This is a genomic window from Anaerolineales bacterium, from assembly GCA_015075625.1.
In the GTDB taxonomy this organism is placed as follows: Bacteria; Chloroflexota; Anaerolineae; order Aggregatilineales; family UBA2796; genus UBA2796.
The window spans coordinates 21,494-42,052 of sequence record JABTTZ010000004.1 but is presented as its reverse complement, the minus strand read 5'-3'; the positions used below and the strand labels follow the sequence as shown (position 1 = coordinate 42,052).

Here is a 20,559-nt window from a genome sequence, read left to right as displayed (position 1 = left end):
ATCCACTGTGTTAAGGATACAGTTATTTCTGCGTGAAAAAAGCACATTCGCCAACACCATTGACGCCGCCGCTGAAGTGGGCGGGGGGAAAGCGCTGGCTGCTGCCTCATTTGAGGAGATTATGGGTATCAAACGAACATAGGCGACTGGTTGAGTTGTTTTGTGGCGGCTTAGCCGTGACTCTGGGGCTGCTTCCTGAACGCGCCCTATTGAACGACATCAATCCCTATCTCGTCAACTTTTACCAGCACCTTCAAAAGGGGTTGGCAATCACCATCTCGATGGAAAACAAGGCGGATGCCTACTATCAGGGGCGGGACCGCTTCAATATGCTGATCCGGCAGGGTGAAACGCACGGTCCAGAGGCGGCGCAGCTCTTTTATTACCTCAACCGAACTGGCTACAACGGACTGTGCCGATTTAACCAGCGCGGTGAATTCAATGTACCGTTTGGGAAATACAAAACGATCAAGTACACAACGGATTTTTCTCATTACCAGCAGCCGCTTTCCGCATGGCAGCTTCAGACCAGCAATTTTGAGGCTGTCAGGCTAGACCGCATGGATTTTGTCTATGCCGACCCGCCTTATGACGTGGAATTTGTGAGTTACGCCAAAGAAGGCTTTACCTGGAAACAGCAAGTGGCATTGGCGGATTGGCTTGTGGAGCATAAAGGGCCTGTTGTTCTCTCGAACCAAGCGACGGATCGAATCATTGATCTCTATAAAAAGCGCGGGTTCCAGCTTGTTTTCCTCATGTCGCCGCGCCGCATCAGTTCCAGCGGAGACCGCACCCCTGCCCGCGAAGTCTTAGCCATTCGTGGGTTAGAGATTGATCGTGAGGCGTTCCAAGAGGCGGGTTCAGATCATCCTAAGCAAATTTCACTACTTTGAAAGGCTAGAATACCCCTATCACGCCCAACACACGGACGAGCTCAGTTCTAGAATCGATGATCCTGCCATCGCTAAAGCAAGGTGGGTATACCTATCGTGTTAGTGTCAACACTGGTTCTCGATTGGGCGGAGGACGTCATCTAGGCTGTGTTGACGTTTTGGTTCAGAACTCCTATCCCCCCCGGTTACTGCGCAGCAGTCGCCTTTCCCCGTAGACAGGGAAAGGGGGAGAGAGTCCCCTCTCTTTGTTTACGGCGTGGGGATTAGGGGTTCCAAGCCCCGAAGGGGTGGCTGCTCCTAGCCCGCCGCTTTAGCGGCGGCGATGGGCGCAATGCTTGCGCCCCTACTAAGGTACACGGTTAACACAACCCTAGTCAGGGATGTGGACAGAATACCAAACGCCATCGGGCGCTTGTTTCCAAACTTCATCGGCAATCCGTTCCCCTTTAGGGTGGTAATGGATCGCCCGACTTACCAACCGCACCGTCACGGTTTCGGCGTCGGGCATCTCTGCGGTGAACACCACAACCCGCGCCATCGTCTGTTTTTGCCCCCCCTGTGGGATGGTGTGCAGCGGAATACCGGCAGCAGCCGCGCAGCGCTGGAGCGCCTCACTGATGGGGGTTAGCCTCAGCCCTGTCCCCTCATCAACCCATGCCCTTAACACCGCGTCAGGGGCGGGGATGAGCGCCTTAGTAGGCGTATCCCCGCGCAGGCGAAAGAGGTACAGATGGGCTTTCCGGGCGGGGGTGGCATATCGCCCTCGGATGTTCTCGGCAACAAGCGCGTCAGGTGTTAAGGATTCAGCGCTCACCAGCGCACCCGCACACTTGTGCCGACCTCAGCCCAGTTGTAAAGCCAACGTGCTTCCTCTGTGGGCATGTTCACACAGCCGTGACTCATCGGGCGACCCCAGTTGGAGTGCCAGTACGTGCCGTGCAGCCCATAGCCAAGATAAAAATACATCACATAAGGAACATCGGGGAGGTAGTAGCCCGGTCCATACATCGTCTGCGAGCGGTATTTCACATAGATGCGGTAATCCCCGGTGACAGTCGGTGTGGCGGGCAGCCCCGTACTGACAACGACGCTCTTGAGCAAGACGCCATTTTGGTAGAAATAAACGCGCTGTTCGCTCAGCTTGACGAAAATGAGTTTCCCGCTGCTGACGGGCGCGGCGGGGTTGGAGGGAGCCGGCGCTCCAGTGGCATCCGGGGGGGGGATTTTTAAGACCATTCCCACATGGATGATATTCGGGTTGGGGAGGTCATTGGCGGCGGCAATGCTCTGCCAACTGACCCCATAACGCTGCCCGATTTTTCCCAAGCCCTCGCCCGCCTTTACCACATGAAGTTTGAACGTTTGCGGTGTGGTCGGAGCAGCCGGAGGGTTCGTAGCGGGGGGCGTCGTCGTTGACGCGCCCGGGATTGCCAAGCGCTGCCCAACACTGATCAGGTTTGCGTTGACGATCCCATTGGCGTTCATCAGCGCAGTGAGCGTGACATTAAATGCCTTTGAAATCTTGTTTAGGGTGTCTCCCCGCTGGACAGTGTAATAACCGTTTTCAGTTGGGGGGGCGGGCTGTGCTGGCGTATCGCCAGTGGGGATGGGTGCTGTCTGCCCACTGGGAATCACCAAAACTTGCCCAACGTAAATATGGGAGGTGTTGGCAATGCCATTGGCAGCCGCCAGAAGATCAACAGAGATGCTGTGTTTTTGGGCAATGCGAAAGAGCGTATCGCCAGCAACAACGACATACTTCCCATCATCAGCGCGGGCAACCCCTGGCTGAACAAAGCACACTGCCATGATAATAAGAGCGAGAGCAATCCATCCCCGACGCATAAGCGACCTCTAAACCACTCAGTGTCCTTTCCAGATGAAGGTAAATTATAGAGCATCCGAAAAAAAACGCCCCTGTCTCTAGACCGAGGCGTGATAGTGATAGTGATAGGTGCCGATGTATTCCTGTCGTTTCACCGCAGCCGAATTACGAAACCCGCCCTGATTGCATTTTATGAAACGCCAACAAATCCGTCAAAATAGCGAAGCCGGTTGCCTCGCCACCTGCCCCTGCCCCAATCAGGGTGACATCGCCAAGCGTGTCCGTTGTGTAGATCACCCCGTTCGTTGCCACGTTCGCTAACGGATCGTCAAGGCGTAAGCGAACAGGTTTAACCGAGGCGACGACCTTACCGCCATCGTACCACGCAGCGGCAATCAACTTCCAGCGTTCGCCAGCATCTCTTGCCGCCACCATATCCGCCGCGCTAAGCCCGGTAATCCCCGTTCGTTCGACCTGTTCCGGGCGCAGTGACCCACCAAGCAGTAGATTCGCAAAAATGGTGATTTTGCCCGCTGCGTCGTAGCCTTCCACATCGGCGGTGGGGTCGGTTTCGGCATAACCAAGCTGCTGTGCTTCTGCCAATGCCTCGGCATAGTTTACGCCCGCCTCCATCCGTTGGAGGATGTAATTTGTCGTTGCGTTGAGAACACCGCGAATGGCTGTAATCAGGCTGCCAGCTAACCCCGCTTCGGCAAGACGGATACAGGGCGTCCCGCCCATGACGGTACCCTCGTAGCCCAAAAATGTTCGATGATCTCGCGCCAACGCCGCTAACTCGCGGTAGGCAAGGGCAAGTGGACCTTTATTCACCGTGATGGCGGCTTTTCCCCCGTTGAGTGCCGTTCGCATGTGAGAGAGTGCGGGTTCGCCCGTTGTGAAGTCCGTTGGGGTCACTTCGATCAAAACGTCATAGTCGGCTTGGCTGAGCATCGTCAGTGCGTCAAGATCGCGCCGCACTCCTGGCTGATCGGGATAATGGGCGATTGAGCCAGACTCGGCTGCGGCGAGCAGTAGGGACATCTCTAACCCTTGTGGGGCATAGAGCGATGCCCGCCGCGTATAAACACCGACAATTTGTGCCTGAAAATCTTCGGTCTGGGCAAGGTGCGCCATTTTTTTTGTCAATAAGCGCATAAACCCTTGCCCAACGACACCAAAGCCAACCAAGACAAGCCGATAGCGAGCCATACAGTCCCCCTATTTTGGGTATCAGTACAAGTGTGCGAATGGCATTATAATCACGTAAGGTTTTACCGCAAAAGGAGAGGAAGGGGCATATGAGTTATAGACGCACCTCCCGACGGCGATCCACCCGCCGAAACCAACGGCAAGTACGGGAACGCTCATTCGAGTCAGCGATCTATGGCATGATCGCCATTTTGTTCATCGTTGACATCATGTACCCACAGCTTAACCCGGCATGGGTTAGTGTGATAGGGGGAGCAATTCTGCTCGGTTCAGGAATTTACCAGACAAACCAACGCTGGCGGGTGAGTATTTTCACGTGGTTGGGCGGTTTTTTGCTGCTGATCGTTGGCGTTTTGGCGCTGCAAACAGGGCAAATGCCATTGGGGACAATCTTTCCAGTTCTTGTCCTAATTGGGGTCGTTGTCTTGGCGGTGGTGAACGGCGATCTATAAATCGGTTGATGTGTTTGTAGGTGGCGGAGGTGGTCACAACCCCTGTCTTTCTTTCAGGGTGCTTCCTACCAAGCGTTAGGGCAGTTGCCCTAACGCGCTCTAGGGGGCGGTGACATTCTAACCCGCCATCCCCGTAGGGACGCCCCCTGGGGCGTCCGCGCCCTACCCCTCCCTTCCCCTGTCTACGAGGGTGAGGGCGCCATGCATCAATGCATAGCGCCCCTACGAGAATTCCACTGTCAGCGGAACCTAATCCTCCCCCTATAAATCCCTTTCTTGGATAGCCCTCTTGACAAGCCCTCCAAATCTCTATACACTCTTTATAGCTTAAACGTTTAAGTTGACTCTTTAAGCACCTTTTTCGCAGAGATTGTTTTATGCGCAGCTTTTTCGGTAGGGGTTTAGCCATACCTTGCACGCTCAGCCACAGAGGAACTTTGGGAAGGTTTCCCGTTCCACTGAGGAGGGGCGCGTTTTCGTTTAAGGCAGCCCCCGCCAACCTTTGGGGTAAAGGGGGTGATGCGCGTCGCTGGCGATAACGCCCTGAGCCTCGGCGGTCTTCTTGTGTGTTGGTCGAATTCATACGTGGTGGATACGCCACCACAGTTCCTGAGCTTGATTTCGAGAGGTTATGATGAACAAGAAATTCACACTCGTCGCTTTGGCGTTCGTGATGGTAGTGATGGGGGCGTTGAGCGCTCCTACCGCGCAGGCGCAAGAAAAAACTAAACTGCGCCTCATGGGTTGGTCAGGGTCGGAGGCAGAGAATACCTCGCTCAATAAAGTCATTGCTGACTTCAACGCCAGCCAAGATAAGATTGAAGCCGTCTTTGAACCCGTTCCCGATTATGAAACTGTGCTGCAAAACTCGTTGGTCAGCGGCGATGTGCCGGATGTTTTCTATGTGCCGGCGCAGCGCTTCCCCGATCTGGTGAAATCCGATGCCCTGATGCCCATTGGCGATAAACTGGAAAACCCAGAAGATTTCTATCCAGCATTGGTAGAAACCTTTAGCGATAAGGGGACGTTCTACTGCCCGCCGAAGGACTTCTCTGTTTTGGCAATCCAAATCAACACCGAGATGTTCAAAGCCGCTGGCGTAGAAGCCCCCAAGACATGGGATGAACTTCGCGCCGCAGCCGAAAAACTAACCACCGACACGGTGGCAGGTATCGTGTACGGACCTTCCTTTGACCGTCTGGGCGCGTTCATCTACGCGGCGGGCGGCGAAGTGACGAACAGCGATCTAACCGAAATGGCGCTGAATACGGACGAAGCGAAATCTGCTTTTGAGTTCTACAGTGGGCTGTACCTTGATGGCTTTGCCCGCACGCCCTCTGACCTCGGCGCAGGCTGGGGTGGTGAGGCATTTGGCAAGGGTTTGGCAGCGATGGCGTTAGAAGGCAACTGGGTTGTCGGTTTCCTTGCTGATCAATACCCTGACCTGAAGTACGAGACGATTGAACTGCCGGCTGGTCCGACGGGCAAGCAAGGCTCGTTGGCGTTCACCGTGTGCTATGGGATTGGCAAGAAGGCGAAGAATCCTGAAGCCTCCCTCACGCTTTTGAACTACCTCGTTGGGGCAGAAGGCATGAAGACGTGGACGGATGGCACGGGCGTCCTGCCAAGCCGCATGAGCGTTGCCGCTGAATTCGTCAAGACCTTCCCAGATCGAGAGGTCTACCTCAAGAGCGCCGAGTTCGCACGCGGCTGGCGCTTTGTCTCTGGCTTTAGCAAGGTCGAGGACAAGGCGAACGAGCAGTTGGCGCTCCTGTTTGCCGACCAAGTGACGGTAGAGGATGCCATTAGCGACATTGAAAAAGTGGGGAATGCCGTCCTTAAGGGCGAATAACCCCAAAACCCATGGACTGATGTAGGTTTGATGCGCCCTTCCCTTCTGCCCTGTTCGGTCTTGATGGGCGGTTGGGAAGGGTGTTTCGTTATCTTGTGCGTCGCAGGAAACTAGTCTTTTTGGGGGAGGTTGTTTATGACGACGAGTACCTTATCCGCTCCCACAAGGGATGATGGGTTACGGCTGAACAAAGACGCGCAAGAGGCGCTCACTGGTTTGGGGTTTGTTGCCCCGGCGCTGCTTGTGGTGATTTTCTTTGTCTTTATCCCGATGATTTTCGCGTTTGTGGTCAGTTTTACCAACTGGACGGGCTTAACCCCGCCTAACGAGGCACAAGGCGTAGGGCTGGCAAATTACGAAAAACTGCTCATTAAAGATTCGCCAGAACGGGAGGCGTTTGGGAAAGCGCTGAAGAACACCGCCTACTACGCCCTAGGGGTTGTCCCCGCGCAAACAGCACTCTCACTGCTGCTGGCAGTCATTGTTAATCAGCGCTTTCTCAAAATGCGGGGGTTTTTCCGCACCGCCTTCTATTTCCCATCAATTACTTCCGCTGTCGTTATTGGGACAGTTTTCCTGTGGCTTTTTAATCGGGAGGGCATCATCAACAAATTGTTGGTGGGTCTCAGCGGGGGAAGTTATCGACCGATCACATGGCTGAACGACCTCAACGGGGTCTTTCACAATATTTTTCGTGTGTTTGGGGTCACGGCACGTACTGCCCCAGACTGGCTGACGAAATCTGATTTCTTCGGTCAATCGCTTTGGAATTGGTTGAGCGGTCCCAGTGTGACGATGTTGGCGATTATGCTGCTTGCCATTTGGACAACAAGCGGCACGCTCATGCTGATTTTCCTCGCCGCCCTCCAAGATGTTCCCGCCCCCTTGTATGAGGCGGCGAGTGTAGACGGGGCAACACGCTGGCAGCAGTTCCGCAAGATCACGCTCCCCATGCTGCGCCCCGCAACATTTTTTGTGATCACCCTTGGCTTGATCGGGACCTTCCAAGTCTTTGATCAAATTTTTGTGATCTCCAAAGGCGCACCAGCGGGAACAACGACGACAATTGCTTACCTTGCCTATTCCACTTCACGGGGGGAAGCCTCTCTGAGCGCAGCAACAGCCTTTGTCTTGTTTGTAATCATTGTCATCTTCACCCTCATCCAACGGCGTCTGATGGGAAAAGCGAACTAAGGGGAGGAACACCATCATGACCACCTCAACACTAACGCCGACCATTGTACAGAGCGTTCCCGCCGGACGCGCTGCCCTGCTGCGGACGTTCCGCATCACATTGACTTATGGCTTTTTGATCCTGTTTGCCCTCGCTATGATCATGCCCTTTGTCTATTCGGTGGCGAACTCGTTCAAGACCCTTCCCGACATCAACGCTAACCCGAACTTGCTCTATCCAACACAAGGCGTCAGCACCGACGGCTATCAGGCAATCTTCCGTGAGGATTTTCCCCGTTGGGCGCTGAACAGCGCGATCATTGCTATCACGGTGACGCTCACTCACCTGATCCTCGACAGTATGGCTGGTTATGCCTTAGCACGGGTGAAATTTCCCGGACGGGGAATCGCCTTCGCCGCCCTTGTGGGTACGATGATGGTGCCGGGCATTGTGCTGCTTGTCCCACGCTACCTCATCTTTTCCCAATTGGGGCTGCTGAACACCTATCAGGGCTTGATTTTACCGTCCATGACGGGTGCCTTTGGAATCTTCTTGATGAAGCAATTTTTCGAGAGCATTCCGGCGGATATTGAAGAAGCGGCGTCTATTGATGGCTGTGGGCGCTTTCAGATGTTCTTCGTGATCATCCTACCGCTGGCGATTCCGGCGCTTACGGCACTGGCGATCTTCAGTTTTCAGGGATCATGGAATGACTTTTCCATGCCGCTGATCACTGTCGTCCAAAAACGGGAATTGTGGACACTTCAACTTGGACTGGCGCTCGTGCGCGGGTCTACCGGCGAGGTGCTGCTGTGGGATCGGCTGCTTGCTGGCGCGGTGATCACCACCCTGCCTATGGCGGTGGTGTTCTTCTTGTTCCAGCGCTTCTTTATGGAAAGCGCCACCTACACCGCCGTGAAGGGCTAAGGACTGGGAATGTGCCAATGATGGCTCTATCGAGATAAAAACACCTCAACTTCTGAGGGCGGAGAGACCCCGCCCTTCCTCCTAACGACAGCTAGGCTCACCATAGCCTACCAGCCACAATCGCTCAATCTGGACTTTTGTTGTTCCCGCCTCTGCCCCCGCTGCGATGGGGTCAAAGCGCAGCCGCGTGATCCGCGCTTCGTCCCCATAGCGTTCGCGGAGATCGTCAAACAGGAAGATGTACTCATGAACTGTCCCATCGCTGATACCGCCAATACGCAGCGACTGCGGCTCGTTGAACTCCCCTTTCCCATCCATTTGGAAAAACAACTGCATAAAGGGATCGACCGCATCAGGAGTCGTTGCCAAACGCACCCCTAAGCCGGCGTAGTCTCCCACGCAAAGGGAAAGCGGTTGCTCATAGATGAGTTGAGGGTCATCCCCCAAAACACGCCAAGAGCCGAGTGTCTCTGTCGCCACCATCGCGTTGACAGCCTGCCATGCCCTCAGTGAAAATGACTCCTCACGGGGGGTATCAGGTTGGGGTGGTGGGCAATTTTCCGGTTGTTGGGCGCGAATCAAGCGGAAATCGATCAGTTCAAGGCGGTGAGAGGCATCCTCCGCACCGAGGATCGGATCATAGCGAATGCCCGTAATGTGCGTTGACGGCGGGAGGTTAAGCGCGGCAAGGGGCGCGGCATAACGATGGACTTCGCCATCCGCCAAAAGGGGAAGGGTTAGGTAGGCAGTCTCCATCGCCGTCATATCCCCATCAAGGGCAAAAAAGACCTCGGCGGCACTCGTCCCCTCCCCCGGTGGGACGCGCAGCGCCATTGCCACATGGCTGTATTCAGCAGCACAAAGATCGAGCGGCGGGCGGTAAAACAGGCTTGGATCACGCCCCGTAACCCGAAACCAAGCCCCTTCTTCGCGGGCAATCCGAAAGCCATTCCACGCTTCGGAACGGGTCAGGTCAAAGCTAGAATCGTCCGGCGTTAGAGTCGGGGTCGTGAGGGCTGCCTCCGCCATACCGGGGCGTTCGTAGGTGAGGCACGTCACGCCGCTGACCAGCAGCGCCGATGGGGAAACGCCCAATAGACCTGTCGGCAGTTCGCGAATCACCAATTCATCCCAGGTCACAGCGGGGACAGCCTCTGTTCCCAAAAGCCGGATCATCGTCTCTGGTGTGTCCATCAGCCGGATGTAGGTCTGAAAAGACGCCCCAACCTCTAATGCCACAAGGTTCGTCGTCTCAAGGAGAAACCCATTGGCAAGAATACTGACCTGAAATGGGTTTGGTCGCCCAACAAAGCGTGTCAGAGGGTAATCAACTTGCATCGTCAGGGCGATCAGGCTGCATGTGGCGGGGGCATTCAAACGGACGATGAGCTTTCGATCCCTTGTGCTGCTTTGAAAGGGCAAAGGTATGCGCTGTTCGTCAGTAGGCGGGGCTGTACGGCGCTTCAGAAGGTAATGCCCGTCGTTAAGCGAGGCGGCAATCATAAACTGCTGGTAGAGCGCATCCCAAACACGGGGGAGGCGCGTCACCTCTTGGACATCATCGATCCCCTTCCCTGGCGCATAAATGGGCGTTATGTCCCTTTCGGTTAACCATTGACTATAAGGCGTCTGAAGGGTGATCGTATGGGCGTTGTAGAGATCACCAATGGGCAGAAAGACCCGTGCGCCCGCCGCCTCCCGTAATATAGGCAGGTAGCTGTCTTGAGGAAAGGCAAAAAACAGACCCGTCCCAACATAATCGATGATCCCTTGCGGTAGAATGGTTTCGGGGGGAATCGCTTGCGTGCGGTATGCCTCGAACGTATCACGCACCTGAAAAGGGTTGCTGATTGCCGTCCAAAGCCCGCGTAAAAGATCACCTTTCGGCAGCGGGCTGCTCCCAATCAACCCGATGAAGATGACCATCCACAGACCGATCCGTACCCGGCGGGTACGCACCCCCTGCGTTCTGTTTTCTGCCATATACCCCTGAGCGATAAGACAGTCACCGATGATCAAAAAACTGCCGACCAGTGGGAGGATGGCAAGGGCGATATGCCATAGATCACTGCGCGTCACAGCGCTGCGAAGGCTGACCAACCCCACCACAACCAAAGGGAGGTAGCTCAGCCTTTCCCGTGCGGGCAAGTGTCCGCTCTGTAGAATGAAAAGAGTAAAAAACAGAGAGGCTGCCACCGCGCCGCCCAAGACGAGCGTTGCCAGCGGCGGATACGACCAGGGAAACACTTGGGCAATGGCGTAACTCGCGGCGATGGCGAGCGTTTGGCTTTGGTAATGAAAAAAAGAGGGGTAGGCGGAACTGCTGAGCGTGAAAAATAGGCTAATCGCTATATTTCCGATGATGACAATGCCCAGTATGATGAGGCTGAGACGGGCAAACTCCCCATTGCTTGGGAGGTTCGTTTGGATAGTGGTGCTGCCACGTAACCATAGGAGACGCAGCACAAGCCCGATGAGGGAGAGAAGAAATCCCCCCCCTAGCATGTAGATCACCGTGTCGGTGGAGATCAACTGACCATAAACGGCACATAATCCAGCCAACGCCGCCCACCGCAACCGTCCACGAGGAATGGGGGATTCCAACGCCCGCGCTAACAAAACGGCATAAAGGATGAGCAGTGTTGGGCGCAGGTGAGAATAATCGATCCCGCAAATTACCACCATACCAAATATGACAACTACCGACCACAAGGCACTCAGCCGCCGCCAAAGCAAAAGGGCGAGGGCAAGGTGAACCAATGAAGCGGCGATCAAGACCGCGTGGGCAAGGGGAAATCCGTTGTGAGGAAGCCCCGTCACATTGAGGTGTGTCCCTAAAGCAAAAAGGGCTTGCCCCAACACCCCATAGGTAAAGGTGACCTCACGTCCTAAAAGCTCACCCTGATCCCACAAGGCAGACATTGCCAATTGCCACGAATTATCGTGACGAATCGACGCCGGGCTGGTCAGATTTGGCATATAGGGTAAGCGTGCTGCCCAAACCCATAGCACGGTGAGGAGGATGAGGAGCGGTTTTATCCGTATGCGGCGTAAAGAAAGACGGGCGCTAGAAATCGCGCTCACCATTACTGACCTTCTGAATCGCCCGACTTAATGCCCGTAGGGCGTCTACAGATTTCGCCGCCCAATATTTTTCCATCCGGTCTCGCCAGTACCAAAGGGCATGACCTAAGATCGCTTCGTCTTGGTCGGCAACGCCTTGATCAAAAAGCATCAAGCCTTGTTTAATATCGCGGTGGGTATCCAACAAGAGGTCTGTTAGGGAGACGACTTCCGGCGCCCCCCAGGCATAGGCATCCGGCACATGCCAGAACATGGTCAGTTCTTCATAGCCTTCCCATTCGGCAATTTTTTGGGGGGCGGGCGGCTCGTCAGGGTCTTCTGGTGGGTCTTGGATGGGCAAGTACAGTCCGGCGGTGTAAAGCTCCCCTACGGCTGCCGCCCCGCGCACCAGCCGTTCGAGGAGTTCGTAGGTATGCGCTGCTTCGACATAGCCAACAAAACGACGGGCAGCCTCAGCAAAATTGGTGATCTCTTGGGGAAATTGCCATTCGGTCATGCCGTAGCCCTTTAATCCATATCGGTAGAGATACCCTCATGGTGCAGCCGACAAGTGCATCCGGCGTGGGAACATCGAACGCACTTGTCGGACGTACTTACTAGGTTGTGTTGACAGTGTAACCTCATAGGAGTTACGCACTTGCCCTCATCCCCCTACCCCCTTCTCCCTTAGGGAGAAGGGGGTAAAGAGGTTTTGAGGGGCTTCCCCCTCAATCCACCCTTTCGATGAATACAAGGTAACAGGTTCAACTGCGTAAGTCCTACCTCAGTAATCCCGCCACTACAGGAGCGGGCTGAAAGCAGCCACCCCCTTTGGGGCTTGAAATCCCTAACCCCCACCCCATAAACAGAGAGGGACTCTCTCCCCCTTTCCCCGTACACAGGGAAAGGGGGTAGGGGATAGGGGTAAGACGCGATGCCTATTCGCCTTGCCCTAGCGAGAATGATTTCTCCCCATCAAAGGTGCAGAGGTGTTCCGTCTTAATAAAATCGATACCGCCCGCCGCCACACGCCCCAACAAATTCACAATCTGGGTGTGGGTGAGCGGCGTACCGCCTTCAGACAGATAACGACAGCGCCAGTGATCGGTGCAGAAGGTTTCTGGTAGGCCATCGGGGTAAACCTTCTGTCCACGATTGCTCAGCATCCCCAAATTTAACCCCTCACCATTGAAGGATTCCATCTTCGCGCCGAGGACATTTGGATCGCGCTCTGTCCAGTAGACAAAAACGTCAACGCCGATTGTTTCTTTCTTTTGCGGCGTGCGGATTGCCACCGCTGCCGCTTTCGGGGTGGTTGTTTCCCCTGTGGCGTAATGGGCAGGCTTTAATTGTTCGGGCTTTTTGCCCAACCGTGCCACAACAGCTTGGGCAAACTCTTTCGTCCCGACTTTTTCCTTGCTAATGCCTTCTTTGAAGATGTCGTAGGTGTGAATGCCATCTTCAATCGTGCGCAGCCAGGCATTGTGGGTTAATTCGGCAATATCGGCTTGCCCAATATGGACCATCATCATCACCCCGCCGAGGAACAGCCCTGACGGGTTCGCCAGGTTTTGCCCCGCACGGCGCGGCGCAGAGCCGTGAATGGCTTCAAACATGGCAGCGTGTTCACCGATGTTTGCCGACCCCGCCAAACCGACTGATCCGGCAATCTGCGCGGCGACATCGGAAAGAATATCGCCATACAGGTTGGGCAGCACAATGACATCAAAGGCTTCTGGGGTATCCGCCATTTTTGCCGCCCCAATATCGACAATCCAGTGTTCATTTTCGAGATCGGGGTACTCAACGGCGATCTCATCAAAGACCTTATGAAACAACCCATCGGTCATTTTCATGATGTTGTCTTTGGTGAAGGCGGTCACTTTTTTCCGCTTATTTTGGCGAGCATATTCAAAGGCATAGCGAACGATCTTTTCGCATCCTGGGCGGCTGATCAGCTTGAGGCACTGGTAGACCTCATCCGTCTGGCGATGTTCGATGCCGGCGTACAGGTCTTCCTCATTTTCACGGACAATGACCAAATCCATACCGGGGTGCTTCGTCCGCACGAAGGGGTTATAGGCAACACAAGGACGCACATTGGCATATAAGCTAAGCATTTTGCGCGTCGTCACATTGAGCGATTTATAGCCGCTGCCCTGTGGGGTGGTGATCGGCGCTTTGTAGAACACTTTCGTCCGCCGCAAGGAATCCCATGAACTGGCGTCAATCCCTGCGGAATTCCCCCGCAGATAGACCTGTTCGCCAACCTCAATTTCCTCAATGTCAATGCGTGCGCCCGCCTCTTTGAAAATGTGGAGACAAGCATCCATGATTTCGGGACCAATACCATCGCCCTTAGCGACAGTGATAGGGGTATTCGCCATGCTGACTTCAGACCTTTCTTGCGTCTTTTTTTTTCATAGCAGTGTATAGCAACTAACACGCGGCGTATGATAACGAAAATTGGGGATCGTGGGTAATTTCACTTCGCCCGGAATTTTCGCGCATCGTTTCAGCGTACAGCCCCTATCTTTTCGCACACATAAAGATAACGCACCCACAGGCAAAGGAGAAAAGAGGGATCGGCTTACTGTAGTGGAGCATCTTTGCCCGCACCAAGTACCCTAAAAAGGCCAGTCACGGGCAGAGGAAGAACAGGCGGGCGAGGAGCATTATTTCTCAGACTTATATAGGCCCTTAATCTGCTTAGCAGAAAGCCGTACACGCACCATCTTGCCATCTAATTCGATGGTTGCCCATTGTAGATTGGGGCGAAAGAGGCGTTTCGTCTTTCGCTGTGAAAAGCTGACGTTCTGACCGCTCTGCGCTTTCGGCGCAAACTGGCGGCGCGTCTCGTGATTGATCTTGCGTTTTGGCATGGGAGACTCTCCACAGAGTATCGATTTTTGCGCGTTTTGGTAACGTTAAAGCGCCCGCATTATAGGCGATGAAAAGACGCTTTTCAAGGTGAGGATTTTGAGAGCGGCATTGATTTGCTCTCGACAGCCCTTTGGTATAGGGTACGTTGATAGTGTAACCCCAGTGACCCCGCCGCGAAAACAGAGAACTAGGATTGACCACTCCTTCGCGGCTTGGAAAGACGTCCTCCCTAACCCAAAGACATGTCCGTAATTAGAAAAAGCACCATCTGCCAAGAAGGAGAACCCTCAAGCGTGACCAACTTGGCTGTGTTGACGTTTTGGTTCAGAACCCCTATCCCCCCCGGTTACTGCGCAGCAGTCGCCTTTCCCCGCAGGCGAAGAAAGGGGGAGCGATTTCCTCCGCTGTATTGGGGGGCTGCGATCACTCCTTTTTGTGGGGATGAAGGGCAGCATCTCCCTTCTCGCTATCTTCCTCTTTCCTCTCATGGGAGGAAAGGGGATTTTTTATCTCTCCAAGACAGCCCTCTATCTCCCCTAAAAATCACGCTTGCCGCACTTCCCCTTGTGGCAAACCCGTTATGGCGCTATATAATTGTCACGATTTGGAAAACATCTTTTGGGAGTGGTGGACAATGCGTAAACCAACGTTCGTTTTGCTTGTGTTGATTATGGCGCTGGCGGCGCTTCCGGTCATGTCGCCCCGCGCTGACGATAAACCACCTATGGGTGACTGGGAAAGCTGCGCAGATCCGGCAGCCCTTGCCGATACGATCACCATCGGGGCAATCTTCGGGTTGTCTGGTGGGACATCCGTGTATGGCTCAGTACAGAAAAACGGTGTTGAACTCGCCATCGCCGAGGTCAACGCTTCGGGTTATCTGGGCAAGGCGACACTTGCCGCCGTTTTTGAGGACGACGCTGGAAACAAAGATCAGGCGATTGCGGCAATGACGAAGCTCGTCACAGAGACGAAGGTCGTCGGCGTTTTGGGCCCGACCTTGAGCAGTTCTGCCTTTGCCGCTGACCCGATTGCCCAAGAAAACAAGACTCCTGTTCTGGGCGTGAGCAACACAGCATCAGGGATCACTGAGATGGGCGATTATGTGTTCCGTAACAGCCTCCCCGAAAAAGCCGTTATTCCCGGCTTGATCACGCAGGTGACGACGGCACTTAGCTTGAAGAAGGTCGGTATTCTGTACGGAAACGACGATGATTTCACCAAGAGCGGCTTTCAGGTCTTTAAAGCTGCTCTTGAGGAAAACAAGGTCGAAATTCTTGGTGAGGAAACCTTCGCACGCGGCGATGTGGACTTCACCGCACAACTGACGAAACTGCTGAGCGCGAACCCCGATGCGATCATCGTTTCGGCGCTGGCACAGGAAGCCGTGCCGATCATCTTGCAGGCACGCCAACAACTGGGCTACACCGGTCCGATCATCGGCGGCAATGGCTTTAACTCGCCCGCTGTTCTGCGCGATTCTGGCGCGGCGGCGAACGGGTTGATCGTTGGTGGGGCGTGGAATTTGGGCAACCCAAATCACAGCGATGCCAGCCTGCACTTCATTGAAGCGTACAAGGCGATGTTCAACGCCGATCCTGACCAGTTCGCCGCGCAAGCCTACACAGGCGGGTGGCTCATGGCGACGGCAATTCGCTGCGCCAACAGCGCCGATCACACAGCAGTGCGCGACGCACTTGCCGCAATCCAAGAGTTTGATAGCCCACTAGGGGTTTTCAGCTTTGATGAAAACCGTGATCCGCTCCATCCGCCGATTGCGCAGATCGTCGTTGATGGCAAGTTTGCCGTTCTTGGCGCGGAAGAATCCCCCATGGAAGCGACGGCAGAGCCAACAAAGTCAAACTAGCACCGCACACCACAGGGGTTTTTAGAAGAACCCCTGTCCCCCCCTTTCCCGTTACACAGGGAAAGGGGGAGAGATTCTCTCTGTGTTTACGGGGTGGAGGTTTCCAAGCCCCGAAGGGGTGGCTGCTTTCAGCCCGCTGCTTTAGCGGTGGGCGCAAGGCATGGCGTCCCTACGGGAATTACACTGTCAACAGACCCTACAAAAACAGGGCGATCTGATCAGATCGCCCTGTTCGCTAGTGCTATCTCGCTATTTATAGTCTGCATAATTTTATCTTCCCTATATCAATCCCTTCGCCAATTATGCGGCGGATTTTTGAAGTTGACGAGTGCGAAGGCCGCCCAGTGCGCTGAGTTTTTGCCTGATGAGCGAGATTAAATCAGGAGTGGGCAGAGTCGGAAGGCATTTAATTGTTTCGTCGAGATAGCGTTGGATACGATAGTGAGCCTTCAAGTCGAGGACACTAAAATCGGTTTGAGCTTGACGATGGGGTAGCAAGAGCATGGTCGAGAAATTGACCATAAAAAAGGCGAGGTTGACGGCATTCGTGAGGGCAATCGGAGAGACATTCATGAAATCTTCCAGCCCCCAATACTGTTTGGCATCGCGGAAATTGAACTCAATTTGAAAGCGCAAGTTGTAGTAATCGACGAGTTGGGCGGCTGATAAGGTCAAGTCAGTGCTAAACAGGACGACATGGCTGGTACGGCCTGTGCGCAAATTGGTTTTGACCAAAATGACCACATTGAGGGGGTCAGGGAAGTCATGGTGTAGGGCGGTGACTTGGTAGGTATCCGTACGGTAGTGACCCTGCATGACGGTCTGACACAAGGCTTCAGGTGGTAGCGCGTGATAAGTGAGTTTTTGACCATGGCGTGGCGTGGGGCCACGTATGTAGATTTTATATTTTTAACGCCTGTTTATACTCTTCATTCTATCAGGGCAGCATCCAGAAAAGCCAGCACACGAACGGTATATTCGTTTGGGTCAGTGAAAATACCAGCTACATGTCCCGCATCAGGGATAACCCATACATCCGCCGCAGCCCCTGCACTGAGAGCATACTTCGCAGCCAGTTCCGATTCCCACATCGACTCCGCTCCCGCGATAAACAGAATTGGGCGTGGCGCAATGCTCCTGACCTGTTCCCGCAGCGATGGCAAGGGCTGCACCCCACTGAATAACCCTGTAAAGCGAAAACCCATCCAGTAATCCGGCACCAGGAGCCAGGCAATAGCGGGATGTGGAATAGGGGATCAAGTAAATCCTCTATCGCCGCAACACCTGTGCCATCAGCAACAAAGGCTTCAATAGCTTCGATTGCAGCACCAGCATGAAGTATCGAAATGGCTCCCGCCGATAAACCCAATGCGCCGATATGCTCAACTTCCGGGTGTGATTGGAGATAATCCACCATCGCACGGACATCGACAGCGGAATTCCAGCCATCTGCAAATACCTCGCCGCCGCTTGCGCCATGCGCACGCATATCCATCATGAGAACACCGTACCCCTGTTCAGCCAACATCAGGGTATGAGGCAGTACACCCAGACGATTGCTGCCAAGCCCATGCAGAGCAATGATCACTGCTCCATTTTGGGGCGGGATATACCATCCAGACAGCGTAATTCCGTCGCTGGTCGACAATGCGACCTCTTGCGCGATATTGATCAGTTCGGGAGGCATCTCAGTTATAGGCAGTCGTGCGGGACGCAAATTGAAATACACGATATAGGCAGGGAGCAGCAAATAGAGAGTCAGCAGCACTTCCAATAGAACCAGAAACAGCAACCGACGATGATATAACCAGCGGTCTTTCCAACGTCGAAAGGTCAGTTCGATGAATAAACCGCTTGTCACACCGAATAATAATCCACCGATGAGTCCAACTTCAAGCCGTCCAATTGGTATGGTAAATAATGCGCCGAAGACAGCACAAATCAGAGCATTAATGACCACCAGCCGGGTGATGTAACCCCGCATGGATGAACTCCTCTATCGATCAAAACAATCTGTTAAGTGACTTCTATCTTATCGATAACGATGCGGTCCCCAGGTCGTCCACGCGAAACCATCATGGCCGTAGAAGGGAACGGTCATCTGACCCGGCGGTGCAATCGCATCAAGCCGTTTGTGATCTTCGCTAGAAAGCGCCCTTCTAAGCGCACCCAGGTTGTTCTTCAACTGGTCAAGCGTGCGCGGACCAATGATCGGACTGGTGACACCTGGTTGATCCATACACCACCGTAATGCAATCTGTGCTGGTGTGACATTCTTTTCTTTCGCTAGGGCTTCAACCACATCCAACACATCAAAACCACATCGGTCAGATAACTCGGTTGTTTCCAAAATGCGTCGTACCGGGAATCGGACGGTGCTGCCTGACCGCGCCGATAGCCGCCTGTCAGCAAACCGCCAGCCAGCGGCGACCAGGGATGATCGCCAGTCCATAGGTCTGCGCCATCGGAATGAGTTCACGCTCTACGCGCCGATTCAGCAGGTTATATACCGGCTGTTCACAGACAAAACGATTAAACCCCCACTCTTTTGAAACCCACAGCGATTCCATAATCTGCCAAGCGGCAAAAGAACTTGTGCCAATGTAGCACACTTTGCCAGTATGGATTAGATCATCTAGCACGCAGGGTTTCATCGATTGGCACGTCATTCGTGGGGTGGTGAAGTTGATAGAGGTCAATTACATCGGTCTGCAGACGTTGCAGCGATGCCTCGCACTGTTCGATCAGGTGTCGGCGGCTGCTTCCCTGTGCGTTGGGGTCATTGCTCATAGGGAAATGCGCCTTTGTTGCCAGCACAATCTGTGAACGCTTGCCATTTTGTTTCAACGCGCGCCCAATGATTTCTTCACTGCGCCCGCGTCCAAACTCAAAGTTGACTGGATCGTGACCGTAGACGTTCGCCGTATCGATGAAATTGATCCCACTCTCAATAGCATGGTTTATAATGGCAGCGGCTTCTTTCTCGTCCGTGCGCCCCCCAAAATTCATAGTACCCAAGCACAGCGGGCTAACTTTCACCCCTGTGCGACCCAGAAAACGGTATTCCATATTCATTTCCTAAACAACAAAATTGACTATCAAAAGAACAGATTAGAAGTTATGCAGTTGAACCAGACAAGTCAGGACTTACGCAATTGAAAAAGAACGACAGGAATTCAGTCTGGGTTCTTCCCTTGAAATTGATGCACGGTGTAACCCGTAAAATGACACACTTAGGACTTTCGCTTTAGTTGATGCCAAAGGCAGAAATGCGTGGTGAGCGTAACTCTGCCCGCAAATAGTCGCGGAATAAATCTCGCTGCGCCTCGTAAAGGCTCTTGCCTAATTGGTGAGCCTTAACTTTCAGCGAGAGCCAAGCGTGATAACAACAAGCCAGATGGTTGCGTTGTGAACGCGCTTTGCGGCACTCGCACTTTTCACTCCCGGTCAATGGTTTGAGTTCCCGATGCAGTTGCTCAATCTGCCAACGCACGGCATTCGCGTCTTGAATGTCGGACTTGGAGAAAGTGCCTGGGGGCTGGTTTGTAATCACCCATTCAATGTCACCGTTTGGGGCAACCAGCTTGAATAACTGCACATAAAAGGGAACTTCCTTCAGCTTAACCGACAGACCATGCTCTACGGCGTCGCTTGTCCATTCAATCGCCTCCAAATGAATAGAGCCGCTCGCTTTACTCAAACTCACCATACGATTGGCTTTGAGCGTGGTCACAAAGTAACGACCAGCGCGATGAATCAACTTCAAATTATCCACGAAGGCGTACCAGCTATCAAACAGTAGGGTCTTGGCGTGGATACCCTTGTCCATCAGGGCATTTAAGACCATTTCACGGAAGTGATCGTTTTGGTCTTGCCATCCGCTTCAGGAGCATAGATGCGGTAATCAATCGGGTAAAAGTCGCACCATCGCTATGCACGAGATCCACGACGCCGATACCACGCACTAGACCATGTTCTGCGCCACTATATTGCTTTTCACTAACTCTATCTTGCGCCAATACTGCTTATTCTGCACGCTATCATCGACGATCAACTAAGCCCTTTCACTGTCCTTCAACAAAGCCCCGACCAAATCCCACAAATGTCGGGCAGTCAGCCATCTCTTTGCCAATAATCACTGACAGCATCATGGCTCATCGCTTCCAGATGTTCAGCCAGATTACTGCATGTATAGTTGCCAGGTGTACTTATCAGGTACTCAATGTATTGGCGTTTGCTTATCGTGCTTCTACAATATCAGCAATTTGCCTTGCAAGCGAAAGTCCTACGCATGTACAGTTGCCAGGTGTACTTATCAGGTACTCAATGTATTGGCGTTTGCTCATCATGCTTCTACAATATCAGCAATTTGCCTTGCAAGCGAAAGTCCTAAATAGGATTATCAGAACAAATG

Annotated in this window: 15 protein-coding genes and 2 pseudogenes; 6 read left to right on the top strand and 11 right to left on the bottom strand. The window is 53.7% G+C overall.

Annotated features, from left to right (window positions below; genetic code table 11):
• Positions 1 to 32: 32 nt before the first annotated feature.
• Complete coding sequence (locus tag HS103_17935; GenBank protein MBE7514677.1) at positions 33 to 893, top strand: Dam family site-specific DNA-(adenine-N6)-methyltransferase; 861 nt, start codon at positions 33 to 35, stop codon at positions 891 to 893.
• Positions 894 to 1,263: 370 nt separating this feature from the next.
• Here HS103_17935 and HS103_17930 read toward each other — a convergent pair whose 3' ends face one another.
• The 3 genes from HS103_17930 to HS103_17920 all read right to left on the bottom strand — a co-directional run bounded on the left by HS103_17930 (position 1,264) and on the right by HS103_17920 (position 3,927).
• Positions 1,264 to 1,707, bottom strand: a complete 444-nt coding sequence (locus HS103_17930; GenBank protein ID MBE7514676.1) for a hypothetical protein — start codon at positions 1,705 to 1,707, stop codon at positions 1,264 to 1,266.
• Entirely contained in the window at positions 1,704 to 2,738 is a 1,035-nt protein-coding gene (locus HS103_17925) for a LysM peptidoglycan-binding domain-containing protein (GenBank protein ID MBE7514675.1), read from the bottom strand. The genes HS103_17930 and HS103_17925 overlap by 4 nt, the downstream gene beginning before the upstream one ends.
• A 145-nt stretch (positions 2,739 to 2,883) precedes the next feature.
• Positions 2,884 to 3,927 (bottom strand): homoserine dehydrogenase, encoded by a 1,044-nt coding sequence (locus HS103_17920; protein MBE7514674.1) that lies wholly within the window; start codon positions 3,925 to 3,927, stop codon positions 2,884 to 2,886.
• 89 nt (positions 3,928 to 4,016) lie between these two features.
• Here HS103_17920 and HS103_17915 point away from each other — a divergent pair, with 89 nt between their 5' ends.
• From HS103_17915 to HS103_17900, 4 genes are all read left to right on the top strand, one after another.
• Positions 4,017 to 4,379, top strand: coding sequence for a hypothetical protein (locus tag HS103_17915; GenBank protein MBE7514673.1), 363 nt, complete (start codon positions 4,017 to 4,019; stop codon positions 4,377 to 4,379).
• Positions 4,380 to 5,010: 631 nt separating this feature from the next.
• Positions 5,011 to 6,231, top strand: coding sequence for an ABC transporter substrate-binding protein (locus HS103_17910; GenBank protein MBE7514672.1), 1,221 nt, complete (start codon positions 5,011 to 5,013; stop codon positions 6,229 to 6,231).
• A gap of 135 nt (positions 6,232 to 6,366) precedes the next feature.
• On the top strand, positions 6,367 to 7,425 hold the full coding sequence (locus HS103_17905; protein ID MBE7514671.1) for a sugar ABC transporter permease: 1,059 nt from the start codon (positions 6,367 to 6,369) through the stop codon (positions 7,423 to 7,425).
• 16 nt (positions 7,426 to 7,441) lie between these two features.
• Positions 7,442 to 8,332 (top strand): carbohydrate ABC transporter permease, encoded by an 891-nt coding sequence (locus HS103_17900; GenBank protein MBE7514670.1) that lies wholly within the window; start codon positions 7,442 to 7,444, stop codon positions 8,330 to 8,332.
• Between the two features lie 81 nt (positions 8,333 to 8,413).
• Here the strand turns inward: HS103_17900 and HS103_17895 are convergent, their stop codons facing one another.
• From HS103_17895 to HS103_17880, 4 genes are all read right to left on the bottom strand, one after another.
• The gene (locus HS103_17895; protein MBE7514669.1) at positions 8,414 to 11,419 is read right to left on the bottom strand and encodes a hypothetical protein; all 3,006 of its coding nucleotides are present in this window, start codon (positions 11,417 to 11,419) and stop codon (positions 8,414 to 8,416) included.
• Positions 11,400 to 11,912 (bottom strand): DUF5063 domain-containing protein, encoded by a 513-nt coding sequence (locus HS103_17890; GenBank protein ID MBE7514668.1) that lies wholly within the window; start codon positions 11,910 to 11,912, stop codon positions 11,400 to 11,402. Before HS103_17890 ends, HS103_17895 begins: the two co-directional genes overlap by 20 nt.
• Before the next feature lie 421 nt (positions 11,913 to 12,333).
• Entirely contained in the window at positions 12,334 to 13,782 is a 1,449-nt protein-coding gene (locus HS103_17885; GenBank protein MBE7514667.1) for an NADP-dependent isocitrate dehydrogenase, read from the bottom strand.
• 288 nt (positions 13,783 to 14,070) lie between these two features.
• A complete protein-coding gene (locus HS103_17880) occupies positions 14,071 to 14,277 on the bottom strand; it encodes a hypothetical protein (protein MBE7514666.1) in 207 nt (68 codons plus the stop codon).
• Between the two features lie 635 nt (positions 14,278 to 14,912).
• Here HS103_17880 and HS103_17875 point away from each other — a divergent pair.
• Entirely contained in the window at positions 14,913 to 16,145 is a 1,233-nt protein-coding gene (locus tag HS103_17875; protein MBE7514665.1) for an ABC transporter substrate-binding protein, read from the top strand.
• A gap of 300 nt (positions 16,146 to 16,445) precedes the next feature.
• On the opposite strand, the gene HS103_17870 is transcribed toward HS103_17875, so the two are convergent.
• The 4 genes and pseudogenes from HS103_17870 to HS103_17855 all read right to left on the bottom strand — a co-directional run bounded on the left by HS103_17870 (position 16,446) and on the right by HS103_17855 (position 20,387).
• Positions 16,446 to 16,961: a transposase gene (locus HS103_17870; GenBank protein ID MBE7514664.1), complete on the bottom strand. Its 516-nt coding sequence runs from the start codon at positions 16,959 to 16,961 to the stop codon at positions 16,446 to 16,448.
• Between the two features lie 187 nt (positions 16,962 to 17,148).
• On the bottom strand, positions 17,149 to 18,129 hold the full coding sequence (locus HS103_17865; GenBank protein ID MBE7514663.1) for an alpha/beta hydrolase: 981 nt from the start codon (positions 18,127 to 18,129) through the stop codon (positions 17,149 to 17,151).
• Between the two features lie 48 nt (positions 18,130 to 18,177).
• Positions 18,178 to 19,220: pseudogene (locus HS103_17860) on the bottom strand (aldo/keto reductase).
• 172 nt (positions 19,221 to 19,392) lie between these two features.
• Positions 19,393 to 20,387: pseudogene (locus tag HS103_17855) on the bottom strand (transposase).
• Positions 20,388 to 20,559 lie beyond the last annotated feature (172 nt).